Below are 16014 nucleotides of genomic sequence, written 5' to 3'. Positions count from 1 at the left end.
GGCCTTCAGCACATCGCGCCGTTGATGGAGATCACCTGCCCACTCACGTAGGCCGCCTTGTCGGACACCAGAAACGCCACCAGCTCGGCCACCTCGTCCGCGCGGCCCGCGCGCTGCATGGGCACCAGGCGCTTGATGGCCTCGGCGTCGAAGGCGCCTTCGATCATGTCGGTCTCGATGATGCCAGGCGCGACCGCGTTGACGGTGATGCCCCGGCTGGCGAGTTCGAGCGCGAGCGACTTGCTCGCCGCGTGCAATGCACCCTTGGCCGCCGCGTAGTTCACCTGCCCCCGGTTGCCCATGAGGCCGGCGATGGACGAGATGCTCACGATGCGGCCCCAGCGTTTCCGGATCATGGGCATGGTAAGCGGCTGCGTCACGTTGTAGAAGCCATTGAGCGAGACATCGACCACGCGATCCCACTGCTCGCCGCTCATGCCGGGGAACACGGCGTCGTCGTGGATGCCGGCGTTGTTCACCAGGACCTGGATCGCACCCGCGTCGGTCAACGTGGCCAGCGCGGCGGCGGTGGCCAAGCGCTCGGTCACGTCGAAGGCCACGGCCTCGGCACTGCCGCCGCGCTCGCGGATGGCCGACACGATGGCCTGGGCCTTGTCGAGCTGGCGGTTGGCGTGCACGATCACGTGGTGGCCGTCGGAGGCCAGGCGCTGGCAGATCGCCGCGCCAATGCCGCCGCTGCCGCCGGTCACGAGGGCTCGTTTCATGGCTGCGGGTCCTTGTTGGGGTTCAGGGAATCGGCGTCGAGCACCACGGCCGCGCGCCCTTCGAGCAGGCAGCGGCCGGCGTGGTCCACGGTGAAGCGGTAGAGCACGTTCGAGGCATCGCCCGAGAGGCGCTCGGCGCGCACGTCCAGCGGGCCCGGCAGGTCGTCCAGCCGCTCGACGTGCAGGGTGGCGCCGCGCACGCTGGTGAGGTAACCCTGGCGCGGCGCGGCCTCGGTGCCGGCCACCAGGGCACCGTGCACCGCCATGGCCTGGGCTGCGTACTCGATGCCGTTGGCCGCGCCCAGGCGGCCGTGCGCGCGCAGCGGGTGCGCCGGGTCGGTGTGGCCCACCGCCCGGCAGACCACGTGATCGGCCGACCACTCGGTGACGGCGTCGAGCAGGCACATGGTGCCCTGGTGCGGGATGCGGGCCGCGATGCCCTCGTGGCTCAGCGTGGCCGGGCTCACTGGAGTACCTTCGCCCCGCGGGCTGCGGTGCGAGCTTGCCTGGGAATGGCCCGGCGCTGCGCTCATGCGGGGTCGATCCGGACCGCGAGCCGCAGGCCGGGCAGGTAGTCGATACAGATCTCGCCGCTGCGGCCTTGCGCCAGGCGCTCCAGCAGCGGCAGCGATCGCAGCGCGGGAATGGCCGCGCGCAAGGGTTCCAGCGTGGCCTGCTCCAGGGGCCGCGCGGGCGCTTCGGTGGTCTGCACGGTGATGCGCGCCAGCGCCTGCGGCGAGGACTCGCACTCGAGCCGCAGGGACACGCCCGCGCAGTCTGGCACGGGCCGCTTGGCGAACAGGGGTTCGGGATACTCGCTGTCGTAGGCCAGCAGCAGCGTGGCCTGGCGGTCCAGCACCACCTGGCCGAGCGCGTCGATCAGACCGGCGCCGAAGCTGCCGTCGTGGGCGCACAGCACCTGGCACGGCGCCATCGACTTCGTGGCGATGCCCCAGTAGCCGGCGGGCGCGTTGTGCACCGAGTTGTGGAAGCGCGTGGGCGAGATGTGGCGGTCGTCGGTGGCGAGCTGCTCGCACAACGCGTGGCAGTTGTGGCCGTCCGAGCCCGAGGCGCTGAACACCGTGGCCAGGGTGGACACGTCGGCGCCGGCCGCGGCCTCCAGGCCGATGCCCAGCGCGAGCTTGATCACGCGGCTGGCGCGGCGGCGCTCGGCCGGCGGCAGCAGGCTGGGCGTGGGCAGCACGGAGGGCGCGGGCGCCCAGGCCTGCTCGCCGCGCAGCACGGCGCGCGCGCTGGGCCAGTCGGGCAGGCCCGGCGCGATCAGGCCGATCCCGGTGATCCAGGCGGTCAGGGGTGCGTTCATGCCTGCGCCCTCCCGAACACCAGGCTGCAGTTGCTGCCCCCGAAGCCGAAGGAGTTGGTGAGCGCATGGCGCAGCGCGGCCGGCTCGCCGTGCAACTGGTAGCGCAGCGGGATGGCGGGGTCGAGTTCGCGCGTGCCAGGGCTGCCGGGCACGACACCGTCGACCAGGGCGAGCGCGCACAACACGGCTTCCACCGCACCGGCCGCGCCCAGGGTGTGGCCGGTGGCGCCCTTGGTGGACGAACACGGCACGCGGTCGCCGAACAGGGCGGCCACGGCCTTGCCTTCGGCGCTGTCGTTGGCCGGCGTGGCCGTGCCGTGCAGGTTGATGTAGTGGATGTCGCCCGCGTTCAAGGACGCCGAGCGCAGCGCGGCCTCCATGGCCAGCTTCGCGCCCAGGCCTTCGGGGTGCGGCGCGGACATGTGGTGCGCGTCGCTGGATTCGCCCGCGCCCAGCAGCCACACGGCCTGGGCGTCGGGGGCGTCAGCGCCGCGCTCCAGCAGCGCGTAGGCGGCGCCTTCGCCGATGGAAATGCCGTCGCGCCCCGCATCGTAGGGTCGGCAGGGCTCGGCGGAGGTGAGTTCGAGCGAGGCGAAGCCGTACAAGGTGGTCAGGCACAGCGAGTCCACGCCGCCGACCAGGGCCGCGTCGATCGTGCCCAGCTCGATCTGGCGCGCGGCGGCGGCGAACACCTTGGCGCTGGACGAACACGCGGTGGAGATCGTCATGGCCATGCCGGTGATGCCCAGGTGTTCGCGCAGGAACTCGCTGAGCGAATACGGGTTGTGCGTGGTGGCGTAGCTGAAGGCGGCGGGCAGCGCGCCGCTGGCGGGATCGCGCCGGCGGTAGGCGAGTTCGGTCTCCAGGATGCCCGAGGTGCTGGTGCCCATGAAGACGCCGACGCGGCCCGCGCCATGGCGCCGCACGGCGGCGCGCACGCGGTCTTCGAAGCCGTCGGCGCGCAGCGCGAGCAAGGCCAGGCGGTGGTTGCGGCAGTCGTAGGCGGCCAGCGAGGCGGGCAGCGCCTGGGCGTCCACGCCCTGAATCTCACCCACCCAGGTCGGCAGTTCCACGGTTTCGAAATGGCAGGGCCGCAGCCCGCTGCGGCCTTGGCGCACGGCCTCTCGGTGGGCATCGATTCCCACCCCCAGGCAGGTGGTGGCGGTGTAGGCGGACAGCAGCAGGGGCTTCACGGGCAGGGGGCAAAAACGGGGTCGGGCATTGTCTCAGATGGTGGCAGGAAAACCGCCGGCGCTCAGTGCGGTACCCGGCAGACCAGCATCACGTTGGCGAAGGGCTTGCGCCCGCTCATGGGCTCGGTCTCGACCACGAAGCCCAGCTGCTGCAGCTCGGCCACCCAGTCCTGCAGGGTGCGGCAGTACAGGCGCGGCAGGCGGTGCCCGCGCGTGTAGGTGACGAGGCGGTCCACGCCATTGCAGATGCGGTAAGTCAGGCCCGCGCCCGCATCGCCGATGCGGGTGAGGAACACGCCCCCGGGTGGCAGCGCCTGGCGGATGCGCGCGAGCACCTCGCGTTGCTGTTCGTGGCTGAAGTAGTGCAGCGCGTCGAGGATGAGGATGGCATCGGGCCGGCCGAAGTCGACCGCGTTCATGTCGCCCTGCTCCACCCGCACCACCGGGTGCTGCGGGCCGAAGGCGCGCGCGGCGCGGTCCACGTCGCGCTGCATCAGTTCGATGCCGCGCAGCTTCCTGGGCTGTGGCGGCGTCGCCCAGCCCGCCGGCCAGTGGCCTTGCTCGTGCAGCCGGCGCGCGGCCAGCAGCCAGGCGAACAGGCTGCCCTGGCCGCAGCCGAGGTCGAGGTAGTGACCGCCTTCGGGCAGCAGGCCGCGGCGCAGCATCTCGTGGAAGATGCTGTCGTAACCGAGCTTGCCGCGCGCGTAGTGGTAGGCGAAGCGCCCGCTGGGGCGGAAGGTCTGGCTGGCTTCGTTGACCAGCAGCTGGACGGATTGGCGGCTCATGGGGGCAGGGCTTGGTTCAGGGTGACGGGAGGAAACTGGCGCTCGGCGAGGGTCTGCAGCAGGCGCGGCAGCACCACGAGGATGACGGGTTCACCAGCGGGGGTGCGGGCGCAGTGGCCATCGTGCATCAGCACGATGTCGCCCGGGCCCAGGTGTTGCGAGAGGCGCTGGAACACGCGCTCGGGGTCGCCGGTGCGCGTGTCGTAGGCACGGCGTGTCCAGGTGGCGAGCGCGAGGCCCAGGCCGTGCAGCACCGGGTCGAGGAAGGGGTTGCGCAGGCCGGCCGTGGCGCGGAAGAAACGCGGTACCTGGCCGGTGATCTCGGTCAATGTGGCCTGCGCGCGCACGATGTCGCGACGCATGGCGCCCGGACCGAACAGCGAGAACGCATTGCTGTGCGCGTACCCGTGGTTCTCCACGCGGTGGCCGCGCCGCACGATCTCGCGGCACAGGGCTGGGTGCTGCTCGGCGATGCGGCCGATGCAGAAGAAACTGGCTTTCGCGTTCGCCGCATCGAGCAGGTCAAGCACGCGCGGCGTCACCTCGGGGTCGGGCCCGTCGTCGATGGTCAGCGCGACCTCGCGCCGTTGCACCGAGGCCTCGGGCAGGCGGATCAGGTTGGGGCCGAGCAGGCGCGAACTCGGCCACAGGCCGGCACCGGCGAGCAGCGCATGGTTGGCCACCAGCGCCCCCACCGCCCAGGGCCAGGCGGCCGGCATGGCCAGCGTGCCGAGCACGGCCGCGCCGTGCACGGCGGCGCTCGCGCTCAGGAAAGGGGATGGGCTCCAGCGCTTCGTGGCCATGTCAGTGGAAGTGCCCGGCATCGAGGAAGCGCGCCCACAGCGGCCGCCAGGCCGACCAGTCGTGCCCGCCCGGCACGGTGTGGCGCGATGCGGCCGGGAAGCGCTCGGCCAGTTGCGCGATGCGCGCGGCAAACCGGTCTTCCGTGCCGTGGCCGACAAACACCGGCAGCTCGGCGGGCGGCTGCCGCAGCCACTGCCACACGCGCAGCTCGGGGTCCTGCAGGTCCTGCGCGCTGGGCTGCCAGCGATCGATGCCCCCGGCACGCTCGATCACATTCACGCTGGGGCGGCTGCCCGGGTAGGGCGCGAGCAGGCACAAGCCGTCGGCCACGCCGGGCCGCGCGGCCAGGTGCGCCATGGCCACCATGCCGCCGAGCGAGATGCCGCCCAGCCACACGCGCGCGCCGCGCTCGCGCGCCGGGGTGAGCACCTGGTGCTGCAAGGCGTCCCAGGTGTCGACGGCGTCGAGCCCGAGCCCGCTGAGGTCCACCGCCAGCAGGTCCAGCGCCAGGCCCCGGCGTTCGATGGCGTCGGAGAAACCGGCCTCGAAGAGCTCTTCGGGCCGCATGGCCACGCCGGGCAGCATCACGAGCAGCTGCGGCGCAGCGCCTGCGCTGCCGACCGTGCGCAAGGCCTTCACGGCGCGGGCCTTCTGACGGCGAAGGCCGCCGACAGCACCAGGGCCAGCACCGCGCCCGGCCCCACCGTCACGCCGATGGCGTGCAGCACCGGCACCGTCGACCAGGCCAGCACACCGAAACCGATGACGGTGGTGAAGCTGGCCACGCCGATGGACAGCAGGGTCTCGTCGTCCAGCGCCTCGCCGAGCGCGAGGCGGTCGAAGAACAGCGCGTAGTTGGAGCCCACGGCCACGGTGAGCAGCATGCCCACCAGGTGCAGCAGGTGCAGGCGCTCGCCGAAGAAGTGCAGGCCGGCGGTCACGACCAGCACCGCCATCACCAGCGGCAGCATCACGCTGGCCAGCCGCAGCGCGCTGCGCTGCACGAAGGCCATGGCCACGACGATGGCGATAAAGCCCGCGAGCGAGAGCACGATGGCCTCGTCGATGTACTCGCCGTACAGCGTGTCGAACTCGCCCTTGAGGTCGATGAAGAGCGCGCCGCTGCCGGCCAGCGCCTCGCGCACGGCCGCCACCGGGATGTCCGCGCCCGTGGCCTCGGCCGAGGGGCGCAGGGGCAGCAGCACGCTCCAGCCGCTGGGGCGTTGCATCAGCAGCGCATCCACCGCCAGCCCCAGGCCCGTGCCCTCGAGGTCCTGGCGCGTGAGCTTGGGCGCGCCGCGCGCGGCTGCCACGTCGTCCAGGAAAGGCTGCAGTCGATCGGCCGAGAGCGGTGCGTCCACCAGCGCGCTGCGCAGCCGCTCGCGCAGCTCATCCGGCGTGGGCAGGCTGGCGCGGCGCGCGGCCTGCGTGGCCTCGCTCGGCAGGAAACGCGCCGGGGTGTCGAAACCGCCGATGAGGCCTTGCTCGACCAGTGGCCGCAACTTCGCACCGGCACGCTCGGCGGCCTGCAGCGCGCTCTCGCGGTCGGGCGCGGTGATCACGGCCATGTAGCGCGCATCGGGCGCGCCCAGGTCGCCGCGCAGCCGCGCATCGAGTTCGCCTTCGGCCTGGCTCACGGTGGACAGCGCGGACAGGTCGGACTGCCAGACGCCGTGGCGCTCCTGCACCAGGTACACGCACGAGACCAGCACCAGCGCCAGCAGCGGCCAGCGCAGCACGGTGGCATGGTCCACCAGCGGGCGCAGCAGGCGGCCCTGGCGCGCGCCGTCGTGCAGGTGCACGCCCGGGCCCGCAAGCTGGGGCAGCAGGTAGCGCGTGACCAGCGCGGCCGTGAGAACGCCGGTGATGGCGTACAGGCCCAGCTGCGCCAGGCCCGGAAAACCCGAGAACAGCAGCGCGCCGAAACCGAGCACCGAGGTGAGCACGCCCAGGCGGATGGTGGGCCAGTACCGCTCGCGCCAGGACCCCACGCCCTGCCGCCCCGACTGCACGAAGTAGTAGATGGCGTAATCCACCGCCTCGCCAATGAGCGCGGCGCCAAAGCCCACGGTGATGCCGAACACGGTGCCGTGCACCAGGCCCACCATCACGATGGCCGCGAGGGTGCCGCTGAGCACCGGCACCAGCGTGAGCAACATCAGGCGGCCACGGCGGTAGACGAATCCCAGCATCACCGCGAGGATGGCCGTGCTGATGAGCGAGAGGCGGCTGACCTCTTCCTGGATGGTGGCGCGCGCGCGCACCGCGAACAGGCCCGGCCCCGACATCTCCAGCGTCAGGCCCTCCATGCCGGGCTGCTGCTGCACCTGCGCGAAGCGCTCGCGGATCAGGTCGATGGCGGCGGCCTGGCCGTCGGTGTCGGAGCCCAGGGCGTGCGTCTGCACCACCAGCATGGCGCGTTCGCCGTCGCGCGAGGCCCACACGCCGTCCTGCTCGTTGGGCTGCACGCCGGCGTTCAGGCCCGAGACCAGTTCCACCAGCTCGCCGGTGGGGTCGCGCGCCAGGTAGGGCTTGAACAGCAGGCCGGCCGAGGAACTGAGCAGGTCCACGCTGTGATTCACCGCGCTGCGCAGGCCCTCCACGCTGAAGCGCTCGGGCGTGACGGCGCCGCTGAGCACGTAGCGGTGGTCGAGCAGGAAATCGCGCGCGGCGTCCAGCGCCTCGGCCTCGCCGTTTTGCACCGTGTCCAGGCTGGGCTCGTCCTTGAGCGAGGCGCGCAACGCGCGCGAGGCGTCGGCGCGCTGGTCGGCGCTGCCGCCGACGATGGCCAGCATCAGCAGGCGCGAGACCGCGCCCTCGCGCAGCTGGTCCACCATGACCGACTGCTCGGGCGTGGGCTTGGACGGCAGGAAGAAGGAGACGTCGGCCGAGAAACGCGTGTTCCACAACAGGCCCAAGCCGACGGCCATCGCCGCCAGCCAGATCAGCAGGGCACGCCACACGCTTCGGGTCATGGCGTCGGCTCGATCGTCATTTCGGTGCGGTCGCCATCGGCCTGCAGGTAGTCGATGCCCAGCACCTGCTGGCGCACGCCCTTGACGGTGATGCTCTTGAGCAGGCTGGTGATGCGCTCGTCGTTGGGCACCAGAACGAGCACCCAGGCCTCCAGGCTGCCGCTGAGCGAGAGCTTGTAGTTGCGCTCCAGCGCGGCGCGGTCGCCCGCGAGCGTGCTGCGGATGCTGTCCACGAAAGCCGCCACTTCGGGGCGCGCGCTCAGGCGGATCGTCATGCGACGGCGGTCGCGCTCCAGGCTGAGCGTGTCCTTGTCGAGCACCATGGTCTCGACCTGGGGCGTGAGCGTGCGTTTCTCCAGCCGGTCGGGCGGCGTGTAGCGCATCTCGCCGGTGGCGATGACGGGTTTGTCCAGCAGCGCGAGGTGGCGTTTCTCGACGAACTTCGCCTGCCCACCGGGGTTGCGGGCGAGCTCGGCCATCAGCTGGTCGAGGTCGAGGGCGGCGTGCGCCAGGGCGGTGAAGCCCAGCAGCAGGAGGCCGGTGAGGAATCGTCGGATCATGTGCGTTGCCAGAAATCGTAGAAATTGAACCAGTTGTAAGGCGCCCGGCGGCAGAGTTCGCTCAGGCGGTCGGCGTAGGCCTGCATGGCCTGCGCGATGGCGGCGTCGCGTTCGCCGCGCTCGACGGCGGAGAAATCGGCCAGCTGCTCGAAGCGCAGTTCGTAGCGGTTGCCGCCCAGGTACAGGCCAGCCATGAAGAACACCGGCCGGCGCAGCATGGCGGCCATGCGCCAAGGTCCAATCGCAAGCCGCGCCGGCGCCCCCAGGAACTGGCATTCTGCCGTGCTGTCATTGGCCAGGGAACGGTCGGCCAGCAGACCCACCAGATAGCCGTCGTCGAGCTTGTCGCGCGCCTTGAGCATGGTATCGGGGTGGCCGAGCGCCACCACATCCTGCCGGGCGCCTGGTTTGATGGCGTTGAGAATGGCGTTGATCTTCTGCGCATTGTCCTCGTACATCATCATCGCCACGGGCGCGTGGGCCCGGGCATGGGCCATCACCCGCAGAACCTCGAAGCTGCCCAGGTGGGCGCCGAGCAGCAGGGCGCCGCGCTGGCGCTGCAAGGTTTCGTGCAAGGCGTCGTCGCCCACGAGCGTGATGTCGAACAGGTCGAAGCGGTCATTGAGCAGGTAGACGCGGTCGTGCACGGTGCTCGCGAAGCTGAACACGTGCCGGTAACCGTCGCGCCAGTTGGGTGCCCGGCCGAGCGCGCGGCGCAGGTAGTCGCGGCCGGCGCGGCGCGCGCGGGGCGAGAAGAGCACGAAGTACAGGGTGACAAAGCGCAGCACCAGCCGGCCGAAGGGGCGGCCCAGCGTGAGCGAGAGCCAGACCATGAACCGCAGCGCGCCGAGGTGGCTGCGTTCGCGCTGGCGCATCCACTCGGGTGGCGTGTCGCCCCTCATGGCGCCGGTGGCACAAGGCTGCCCGCCGCCACTTCGCGATCCTCGCAGCTCACGCTGAAGGCGATGGCGCCGCGCGGCGTGGTCTGCAGAGCAAATCGCAGCCGCTGGGACGGCCCGACCGGAACGAAGAACTTGGCCTGCGCGACCTGCCATCCGCCCGTGGCCGGCCGCTCCAGCATTCGCCCGGCGAACATCAGGGCCTGATCGAGCAGCACCACGCCCGGCACGATGGGCCGCGCCGGGAAATGACCGGCGAGCGCCGGGTGATCGGGCGGCACGGTCCAGTGGAACTCAGCCGCGTCCATGGCCTGGGCCCACTTTCTCGGCGTAGAGCGCCTGCAAGGCCTGGCGCGGCAGCTTGCCGGTGCTGTTGCGCGGCAGTGCCTCGACGAACACCAGCGGGCGCGGCAGGAAGATCGCGTCCAGCCGCTGGCGCAGGCCGGCCAAGAGCGCGCGGCCGTCCAGCGTGGGCGCGACCACGAAGGCGGTCAGGCGCGTCACGCCGTCGTCGCCGAGCTCATCGGGCAGGAAGAAGGCCGCGTCCACCACGCCGGGCAGCGCGCCGATCTGGTGGTTCAGGTAGGCCAGCGAGGTGCGCTTGCCGGCGATGTTGATCAGGTCGGCATGGCGGCCGTGCAGCAGGAAACAGCCCTCGGAGCCGGACTCGATGATGTCGGCCAACGGCACGCGGCCTTCGACATGCCCGCCGATGGCGTAGGTGGTATCGCCTTCGTGTTCCAGCCGCACCGCCTGCATCAGCTGCCAGGCCGCGCCGTCCAGCGTGCGGCGGCTGGCCAGCGCGGAGGATTCGGTGGAGCCGTAGATTTCGTGCACCGGCGCGCCGCAGCGCTCTTCGGCGCGGCGCGCGAGATCGGGGCTGAGTGGCGCGGTGGCCGAGAGCACCAGGTCCATGGGCGGCAGCGGCAGTTCCGACGCCAGCAGCGCGGAGAGGTGGAACGGTGTGGTCACCAGCATGCGCGGGCGCGGCACGGCGTCCAGCGCGGCCACGATGTCCTGCGGGTAGAAGGGTTTGCCGGCCGCGAACCGGCAGCCGCCGTGCAGCGCGATCAGGAAGGTGGACTCGAAGCCGTAGCTGTGCTGGATGGGCACGGTGCCGACGATGGTCTGCGGCCGCTGCATCAGACCCAGGGCGGTGGCTTCGGCGCGGCCATTGAGCACCAGCTTGCCCCAGGTCTTGCGGTGCGGCTGGGGCAGGCCGGTCGAGCCTGAGGTGAACAGGATGGCGACGACGCGCTCGGCGTCCACCTCGGGCATGTCGCTGACCTCAGGCCGAGGGCTGGCAGCGAGGTCGGGAAAGACCATCCCGGGCAGATCGGGCACCGCCTCTGGCCGGTCGCCCAGCCAGGACACGCCGGGGTAATCGGCCGCCAGGCGCTGCAGCGTTTCCGGCGACTGCGACGAGGGCTGCAGGCTGACCTTGCCCGCGAGCAGGCCCGCCGCGAAACCGACGGCGAAGTGGTAGCGGTCTTCGCACACGTTGAGCAGCCAGCCGCCTTCGGGCAGGCGGGCGGCGAGCGCGTGCGCATCGGCCAGGAACTCGCGCACGCGCACCGCGCTCTGCGCGCGCCAGGCGAACACATCGTCGAGCCCGTGAGCCCCGATCAGCGGCAGGGTCGTGTCGTTCATGGCGGCGGTGGCGCGGTGCTGCGGCGCGCCGACTCGCGCTGGTAGGCCCGCCGGATGTCGGCCAGGCCCGGGCGTTCGTGCGGCGGCAGCACCCGCAGGCGGACGAGGTGCTCGCCCAGGAACATGAGGCCGATCAGCGGACCGGTCAGCACGTTGGCGTGGATCGACCAGATGGCCGGCGGCGCCCAGATGAAGAGCCCCGTGGAGACCAGCGCATTGGCGAAGAAGAAGACCGTCCAGGCCAGCGTGGCGCCGCGCGTGTAGCGCAGCTTGCGCTCGGACAGCTCGGTCCCGAAGATGCGCCGCGCCATGCGGGTGATGAGGGCGTCGCCGGGGCCGAGCAGCGATTTGCCGAACAGCACGCCCAGTGCGATGTGGATGCCCAGGTGCTGGATGTAATACAGCAGCGCCACGTTGTGGCGCAGCTGCGGCCAGAGCCAGGCCAGCAAGGCGCCCAGGGCCAGCACACCGGCCCCGCGCACGGCCCAATGGGACAGGCGCCACAGTGCCATCAGCACGGCCACGGCGATGGGCAGCACGGCCACGGCGGCGTTGAAGTCGGCATTGCCCCAGCCGTTGCTGCCCACGTGCGCCGCGATCACCCAGGCCACCATCAGGAGCAGCGCACCGAGGTCCCGCAGCAGCGTGGAGGCGGTCATCTCATTGGGTGCGCTGGCTGGCGATGTGGGCAGCCAGGGCGCGCGGCGAGGCGAAGATCTTCTCGTTGTCCTCGTTGTCCGAACGCATCTGGAAACCATAGCGTTTGGAAATGACGAGCGAGATCTCCAGCATGTCGATGGAGTCCAGGCCCATGCCGTCGCCATACAAGGGCCCGTCGGGATCCACCTCGGCGGGCGCGAGCTCCATGTTGAGGGCTTCGATGATCAGCGCGACCACCTCGGGCCAGAGGGCATCGACGGTTTCAGGGGAGACGGGTTGGGTCATGACGGTCACTCGGGAAAAGGGGTCTTCAAAGGGGCGGCGCGCGGAACGCCAGCACGGCGTTGCTGCCACCGAAGGCAAAGGAATTGGACAGCGCCGCGCGCAGCGGCACCTGGCGGCGGCCTTGCAGCACGTGGTCCACGCCCTCGCAGGCGGGGTCGATGCGACCGGCCAGGTGGGCGGTGGGCGGAATGGCCTGCTCGCGCAGCGCCAGCACGGTGGCCACGGCCTCGATCGCGCCGGCGGCGCCGAGCAGGTGGCCGTGCATGGATTTGGTGGCGCTCACGGGCAACTCCGAAGCGCCATCGCCGAACACTTCGCACAGGGCCGCGATCTCCACCGGGTCGCCCTCGGGGGTGGCCGTGCCATGGGCGTTGACGTAGCCGACCTCGGCCGGCGCCAGGCCGGCGTCTGCCAGCGCGGCGCGCAAGGCGCGCACCTGGCCCTGCCGGTGCGGGCGGACCAGGTGACTGTGATCGCAACTGGTGCCATAGCCCACGATTTCACCATGGATGGTCGCGCCGCGGGCGACCGCGTGGTCCCAGGCCTCCAGCACCAGCGCCGCCCCGCCTTCGCCGAGCACGAGGCCGGCGCGGTCGGCCGCGAACGGGCGGCAGGCGGCGGGCGCGGTGTCGGCGTCGCCGGGTGCCATCACGCGCATGGCTTCCCAGGCGCGCAACACGCTGTAGGACTGGCAGACGTCGGAGCCGCCGGTGACCATCACCGTGGCCTCACCGCTGCGCACGCGCCGGAAGGCCTCGCCGATGGCGATGCTGGAGGACGCGCAGGCCGCGGTGTGGCTGGTGCTCACGCCGCCCAGGCCGAGCTGGATGGAGATGTGGGCGTTGACCGCGTTGTTCATGCCCTGCACCACCGACAGCGGCGAGACGCGGTCGCGCCCCCGGATCCACAGATCGCGGCCACCGCGCTCGTGCGCCTCCAGGCCGCCCAGGGCGGTGCCCCAGATGCAGCCCCAGGCCTCGCGCTCGGTGTCCATGGCCTGGCGCGCCAGGCCGGCCTGCTCCCAGGCCTGGAAGGCCGCTGCCACGCCGAGTTGGGCGAAACGCTCCATCATCAGCGCCAGCGGCTTGCCCAGCGCGGCCTCGGGGTCGAAGCCAGCGCAGCCCACGAACGGGTGGGACAGCGGGCGCGGCAGATCCTGCGTCACCCGCAGGTGGCGCACGGCGGATTCGCCCGCCAGCAGGCGTTCGAAGAAGTCCCGGGCATCACCGCCGTAGGGGCTGATCACCCCGATGCCGGTGATCGCGACGCGGTGAGAGCGCATGGTTCAGCTGGCCTTGAGCGCGGCCAGCGAATCGATCACGGCCTGCATCTCGGCCACCGTCCTGGGCGGCTGCACGTCGGAGGGGATGTCGATGCCCAGCCGGTCCTCGGCTTCGAACATCAGTTCGGCCAGCATCAGCGAGTCCACCCCGAGCTCGGCCAGCAAGGCCTCGGGCAGCACCTGATCGGGCTGGACGCCCAGGCGGTCGACGAGGAAGGTGCGGATCAGTTCAGTGGAGCTCATGAAGATTGCCCAAGGAGGAGACTGGCACGGTGGGGCCTGTACGCAAGCCGATGCGCAAAACGAACATGGGGGAACTCCTCCGAAGCAAGGACCGTCTTGGGGTTCTGGTACGGCCTTGGGCGGGCGCGCCGCCCTTGCTTCACAGGGCATGGGATTATACAAAGAGGCTACAGGAAGGCCGGCTGTCACACGTGTGTCGTACATTAGGCCCGCCACCCTGCGCCGGCCCCACCCACACCCATGCCCATCCCCACCGAACGCGCCTGGTACCGCCAGCTCCTGTCCCGGTTCGTCACGCTGTGGTACCTCAAGGCCTTCGGCACCATGGCGTTCATGGTGTTGTTCTTCCAGGCTTACTTCTGGGTGCTGCACCACCCGATGGCCGAACCGCTCATGATGCCCACGCTCGTGGTGGACGACTGGGTGCCGTTCCTGCCCGGTGCCTTCTACGCCTACGTGTCGCTGTGGGTCTACGTGTCGCTGGCGCCCGCCCTGTTGCCCGACCTGCGCGAACTGCTTCGCTACGGCCTGTGGGTGGGTGCGCTGTGCGTGTTCTGCCTGGCGCTGTTCTGGCTGGCCCCGACCCAGACACCGTTGACCGACATCGACTGGTCCCAGCATCCCCGGCTGGCCTTCCTGAAAGGCATCGACGCCTCGGGCAACGCCTGTCCCTCGCTGCACGTGGGTTCGGCGGTGTTCTCGGCCTTCTGGTTCCAGCGCATCTTCCGGCAGACCGGTGCGCCGGCCGCGCTGCGCTGGCTCAGCGTGTTGCATTGCGGGGTGATCGTCTGGTCCACGATGGCGATACGCCAGCACGTGTTCCTCGACGTGCTGGCCGGGGCCACCGTGGGGGCGGTCTTCGCCTGGCTGGCCCTGCACTTCACCGCAGCGCAGCGCGATCCGCAGCGCATGAGATAGCCCATCCAGGGGCATCAAGGGTCCGGCTGCGCCGGCCCGAGATGCCGCCCCCTCGAAGCGCCGAAGGCGCGCCACAGAGGGGGGAGCCGCAAAGCGGCGCAGGGGGTGTTTCCTCAGCCCAGCCTGAACACCGCCACGGCCTGCACCATCTGCTCGGCGCGGGTCTTGAGGCTGGAGGCCGCGGCCGCGCTTTCCTCCACCAGCGCCGCGTTCTGCTGCGTGGCCTGGTCCATCTGCGTGACGGCCTCGCCGACCTGAGCCACGCCCGAGCTCTGCTCCTGGCTGGCCGCGCTGATCTCGCCCATGATGTCGTTGACGCGACGGATCGAGTTCACCACCTCGGTCATGGTCACGCCGGCACGGTCGACCAGCGAGCTGCCCTGCTCCACGCGCTCCACGCTGGCGGTGATCAGGCTGCGGATTTCCTTGGCCGCTTCCGAACTGCGCTGCGCAAGGTTGCGCACTTCACCGGCCACCACGGCAAAGCCACGGCCCTGTTCACCGGCGCGCGCCGCTTCCACCGCGGCGTTCAGCGCCAGGATGTTGGTCTGGAAGGCGATGCCGTCGATCACGCCGATGATGTCGGCAATCTTGCGGCTGCTGTCATTGATGTCGCGCATGGTGTCCACCACCTGGGCGACCACCTCGCCACCCTGCTGGGCCACGGTGGAGGCGCTCATCGCGAGCTGGTTGGCCTGCTGCGCGTTGTCGGCGTTCTGGCGCACGGTGGAACTGAGCTGCTCCATGGAGGCGGCGGTCTCTTCCAGCGCGCTGGCCTGCTGCTCGGTGCGGGCCGACAGGTCGTTGTTGCCCTGGGCAATTTCAGCACTGGCCATGGCCACGCCCTCGGCGTTGCCGCGCACGTTGGAGACCACGCGGCCCAGGCTGTCCTGCATGCCCTTGAGCGCCTGCAGCAGCTGGGCGGCTTCGTCGCGGCCTTCGGCGCGGATGGCGCGGGTCAGGTCGCCGTCGGCGATCAGGCGTGCACCCTCGGCGGCCTGCCGCAGCGGCACGGTGATCGAGCGGCTCAGCACGAAAGCGGCGGCCGCACCCAGCAGGGTCGCGAGCACGCCACCCAGGATCAGGATGTTGCGACCGTTCGCGGCCTTCTCTTCGGCTTCCTTCAGGGCTGCGTCGTAGATGCCTTGCTGGCGCTGCTCCAGCTTGAAGATGGCGTTGATGTAGGCCTCGGCCAGCGGCTTGAGGTCGCGGTCGAGTGCGGCGCTCATGTCTTCGCCGGCCATGCGGGCCTTGAGCACAGCAGCGCGCGGCGTGCGGTAGGCCTCGCGTGCGGCGTCGATGTCGGCGATCAGCGCCTTGCCCGTGTCGGAGTGAACCAGTTCGATCATGCGCTTGCGCGAAGCGGTGGTGATCTCGGAGGTCTTGTCCATGTCGGCCTGCCACATCGGGATGCGGCTGGTGTCGGAATCGAGGATCGCCGCCCGGGTTCGGACCCAGTTCACGTCGATGGTCTGGCGCCAGCGCACGGCCAGCTGCAGCTTTTCGTTGTCTTCCCCGGTCAGGGCGCGCGTGGTCTGCATCAGCTCCTGCAGGCGCCAGACGCCGACACCGGCCATCAGTGCGGTGATCAGCAGGACCAGTCCAAAAGCAACCGCCAGGCGGCTGCCGACCTTGATGTCATTGAGTTTCATGCGGGAAGCTTTCTGGAGGGATAGGGGCTCGGTACCCAGGGCATCGGCGGATTGGCCCC

General features: G+C 70.8%; 18 protein-coding genes. 1 reads left to right on the top strand and 17 read right to left on the bottom strand.

The genetic code is table 11. From position 1 onward, the window contains the following. Positions 1-5: 5 nt before the first annotated feature. The 16 genes from fabG to ACODTB_RS18685 all read right to left on the bottom strand — a co-directional run bounded on the left by fabG (position 6) and on the right by ACODTB_RS18685 (position 13385). Positions 6-725: a 3-oxoacyl-ACP reductase FabG gene (fabG, locus tag ACODTB_RS18760; protein ID WP_291117258.1), complete on the bottom strand. Its 720-nt coding sequence runs from the start codon at positions 723-725 to the stop codon at positions 6-8. Beyond that, on the bottom strand, positions 722-1258 hold the full coding sequence (locus ACODTB_RS18755; RefSeq protein WP_488929624.1) for a hotdog family protein: 537 nt from the start codon (positions 1256-1258) through the stop codon (positions 722-724). Before ACODTB_RS18755 ends, fabG begins: the two co-directional genes overlap by 4 nt. Then, the gene (locus ACODTB_RS18750; protein WP_488929623.1) at positions 1255-2049 is read right to left on the bottom strand and encodes a beta-ketoacyl synthase chain length factor; all 795 of its coding nucleotides are present in this window, start codon (positions 2047-2049) and stop codon (positions 1255-1257) included. Before ACODTB_RS18750 ends, ACODTB_RS18755 begins: the two co-directional genes overlap by 4 nt. Then, positions 2046-3242: a beta-ketoacyl-[acyl-carrier-protein] synthase family protein gene (locus tag ACODTB_RS18745; protein WP_291117253.1), complete on the bottom strand. Its 1197-nt coding sequence runs from the start codon at positions 3240-3242 to the stop codon at positions 2046-2048. The genes ACODTB_RS18750 and ACODTB_RS18745 overlap by 4 nt, the downstream gene beginning before the upstream one ends. A 62-nt stretch (positions 3243-3304) precedes the next feature. Further along, positions 3305-4027: a methyltransferase domain-containing protein gene (locus tag ACODTB_RS18740; protein ID WP_291117251.1), complete on the bottom strand. Its 723-nt coding sequence runs from the start codon at positions 4025-4027 to the stop codon at positions 3305-3307. After that, complete coding sequence (locus ACODTB_RS18735) at positions 4024-4830, bottom strand: polysaccharide deacetylase family protein (protein ID WP_291117248.1); 807 nt, start codon at positions 4828-4830, stop codon at positions 4024-4026. Before ACODTB_RS18735 ends, ACODTB_RS18740 begins: the two co-directional genes overlap by 4 nt. A gap of 1 nt (position 4831) precedes the next feature. Next, positions 4832-5470 (bottom strand): alpha/beta hydrolase, encoded by a 639-nt coding sequence (locus ACODTB_RS18730; RefSeq protein ID WP_291117246.1) that lies wholly within the window; start codon positions 5468-5470, stop codon positions 4832-4834. Beyond that, entirely contained in the window at positions 5467-7806 is a 2340-nt protein-coding gene (locus tag ACODTB_RS18725) for an MMPL family transporter (RefSeq protein ID WP_488929622.1), read from the bottom strand. The genes ACODTB_RS18730 and ACODTB_RS18725 overlap by 4 nt, the downstream gene beginning before the upstream one ends. Continuing rightward, the gene (locus ACODTB_RS18720) at positions 7803-8366 is read right to left on the bottom strand and encodes a LolA-related protein (protein ID WP_291114392.1); all 564 of its coding nucleotides are present in this window, start codon (positions 8364-8366) and stop codon (positions 7803-7805) included. Before ACODTB_RS18720 ends, ACODTB_RS18725 begins: the two co-directional genes overlap by 4 nt. Then, the gene (locus ACODTB_RS18715; RefSeq protein WP_291114395.1) at positions 8363-9268 is read right to left on the bottom strand and encodes a lysophospholipid acyltransferase family protein; all 906 of its coding nucleotides are present in this window, start codon (positions 9266-9268) and stop codon (positions 8363-8365) included. Before ACODTB_RS18715 ends, ACODTB_RS18720 begins: the two co-directional genes overlap by 4 nt. Beyond that, positions 9265-9573, bottom strand: a complete 309-nt coding sequence (locus ACODTB_RS18710) for an ApeI family dehydratase (protein ID WP_366833153.1) — start codon at positions 9571-9573, stop codon at positions 9265-9267. The genes ACODTB_RS18715 and ACODTB_RS18710 overlap by 4 nt, the downstream gene beginning before the upstream one ends. Beyond that, positions 9560-10915 (bottom strand): AMP-binding protein, encoded by a 1356-nt coding sequence (locus tag ACODTB_RS18705; RefSeq protein ID WP_366833155.1) that lies wholly within the window; start codon positions 10913-10915, stop codon positions 9560-9562. The genes ACODTB_RS18710 and ACODTB_RS18705 overlap by 14 nt, the downstream gene beginning before the upstream one ends. Further along, a complete protein-coding gene (locus ACODTB_RS18700) occupies positions 10912-11574 on the bottom strand; it encodes a COG4648 family protein (RefSeq protein WP_291114400.1) in 663 nt (220 codons plus the stop codon). The genes ACODTB_RS18705 and ACODTB_RS18700 overlap by 4 nt, the downstream gene beginning before the upstream one ends. Before the next feature lies 1 nt (position 11575). Next, positions 11576-11860 carry a phosphopantetheine-binding protein gene (locus ACODTB_RS18695; protein WP_291114403.1) on the bottom strand — a complete coding sequence of 95 codons (285 nt, stop codon included), beginning with the start codon at positions 11858-11860 and terminating at the stop codon, positions 11576-11578. A 25-nt stretch (positions 11861-11885) separates the two neighbouring features. Then, positions 11886-13142: a beta-ketoacyl-[acyl-carrier-protein] synthase family protein gene (locus ACODTB_RS18690; RefSeq protein ID WP_291114406.1), complete on the bottom strand. Its 1257-nt coding sequence runs from the start codon at positions 13140-13142 to the stop codon at positions 11886-11888. Positions 13143-13145: 3 nt separating this feature from the next. Continuing rightward, a complete protein-coding gene (locus ACODTB_RS18685; protein WP_291114409.1) occupies positions 13146-13385 on the bottom strand; it encodes an acyl carrier protein in 240 nt (79 codons plus the stop codon). 240 nt (positions 13386-13625) lie between these two features. Between ACODTB_RS18685 and ACODTB_RS18680 the strand changes: the two genes are divergently transcribed. Beyond that, positions 13626-14303: a phosphatase PAP2 family protein gene (locus ACODTB_RS18680; RefSeq protein ID WP_291114412.1), complete on the top strand. Its 678-nt coding sequence runs from the start codon at positions 13626-13628 to the stop codon at positions 14301-14303. A gap of 113 nt (positions 14304-14416) precedes the next feature. Here ACODTB_RS18680 and ACODTB_RS18675 read toward each other — a convergent pair whose 3' ends face one another. After that, on the bottom strand, positions 14417-15955 hold the full coding sequence (locus ACODTB_RS18675) for a methyl-accepting chemotaxis protein (protein ID WP_291114415.1): 1539 nt from the start codon (positions 15953-15955) through the stop codon (positions 14417-14419). Positions 15956-16014: the final 59 nt, after the last annotated feature.

The organism is Hydrogenophaga sp. FG152 (genome assembly GCF_057809615.1).
This window is presented reverse-complemented; position numbering and strand designations above follow the sequence as displayed.

Excerpts from the sequence above, each read along its gene's own strand:
- fabG (WP_291117258.1), bottom strand. The coding sequence starts at position 725 with ATGAAACGAGCCCTCGTGACCGGCGGCAGCGGCGGCATTGGCGCGGCG.
- ACODTB_RS18755 (WP_488929624.1), bottom strand. The coding sequence starts at position 1,258 with ATGAGCGCAGCGCCGGGCCATTCCCAGGCAAGCTCGCACCGCAGCCCG.
- ACODTB_RS18750 (WP_488929623.1), bottom strand. The coding sequence starts at position 2,049 with ATGAACGCACCCCTGACCGCCTGGATCACCGGGATCGGCCTGATCGCG.
- ACODTB_RS18740 (WP_291117251.1), bottom strand. The coding sequence starts at position 4,027 with ATGAGCCGCCAATCCGTCCAGCTGCTGGTCAACGAAGCCAGCCAGACC.
- ACODTB_RS18735 (WP_291117248.1), bottom strand. The coding sequence starts at position 4,830 with ATGGCCACGAAGCGCTGGAGCCCATCCCCTTTCCTGAGCGCGAGCGCC.
- ACODTB_RS18725 (WP_488929622.1), bottom strand. The coding sequence starts at position 7,806 with ATGACCCGAAGCGTGTGGCGTGCCCTGCTGATCTGGCTGGCGGCGATG.
- ACODTB_RS18720 (WP_291114392.1), bottom strand. The coding sequence starts at position 8,366 with ATGATCCGACGATTCCTCACCGGCCTCCTGCTGCTGGGCTTCACCGCC.
- ACODTB_RS18715 (WP_291114395.1), bottom strand. The coding sequence starts at position 9,268 with ATGAGGGGCGACACGCCACCCGAGTGGATGCGCCAGCGCGAACGCAGC.
- ACODTB_RS18710 (WP_366833153.1), bottom strand. The coding sequence starts at position 9,573 with ATGGACGCGGCTGAGTTCCACTGGACCGTGCCGCCCGATCACCCGGCG.
- ACODTB_RS18705 (WP_366833155.1), bottom strand. The coding sequence starts at position 10,915 with ATGAACGACACGACCCTGCCGCTGATCGGGGCTCACGGGCTCGACGAT.
- ACODTB_RS18700 (WP_291114400.1), bottom strand. The coding sequence starts at position 11,574 with ATGACCGCCTCCACGCTGCTGCGGGACCTCGGTGCGCTGCTCCTGATG.
- ACODTB_RS18695 (WP_291114403.1), bottom strand. The coding sequence starts at position 11,860 with ATGACCCAACCCGTCTCCCCTGAAACCGTCGATGCCCTCTGGCCCGAG.
- ACODTB_RS18690 (WP_291114406.1), bottom strand. The coding sequence starts at position 13,142 with ATGCGCTCTCACCGCGTCGCGATCACCGGCATCGGGGTGATCAGCCCC.
- ACODTB_RS18685 (WP_291114409.1), bottom strand. The coding sequence starts at position 13,385 with ATGAGCTCCACTGAACTGATCCGCACCTTCCTCGTCGACCGCCTGGGC.
- ACODTB_RS18680 (WP_291114412.1), top strand. The coding sequence starts at position 13,626 with ATGCCCATCCCCACCGAACGCGCCTGGTACCGCCAGCTCCTGTCCCGG.
- ACODTB_RS18675 (WP_291114415.1), bottom strand. The coding sequence starts at position 15,955 with ATGAAACTCAATGACATCAAGGTCGGCAGCCGCCTGGCGGTTGCTTTT.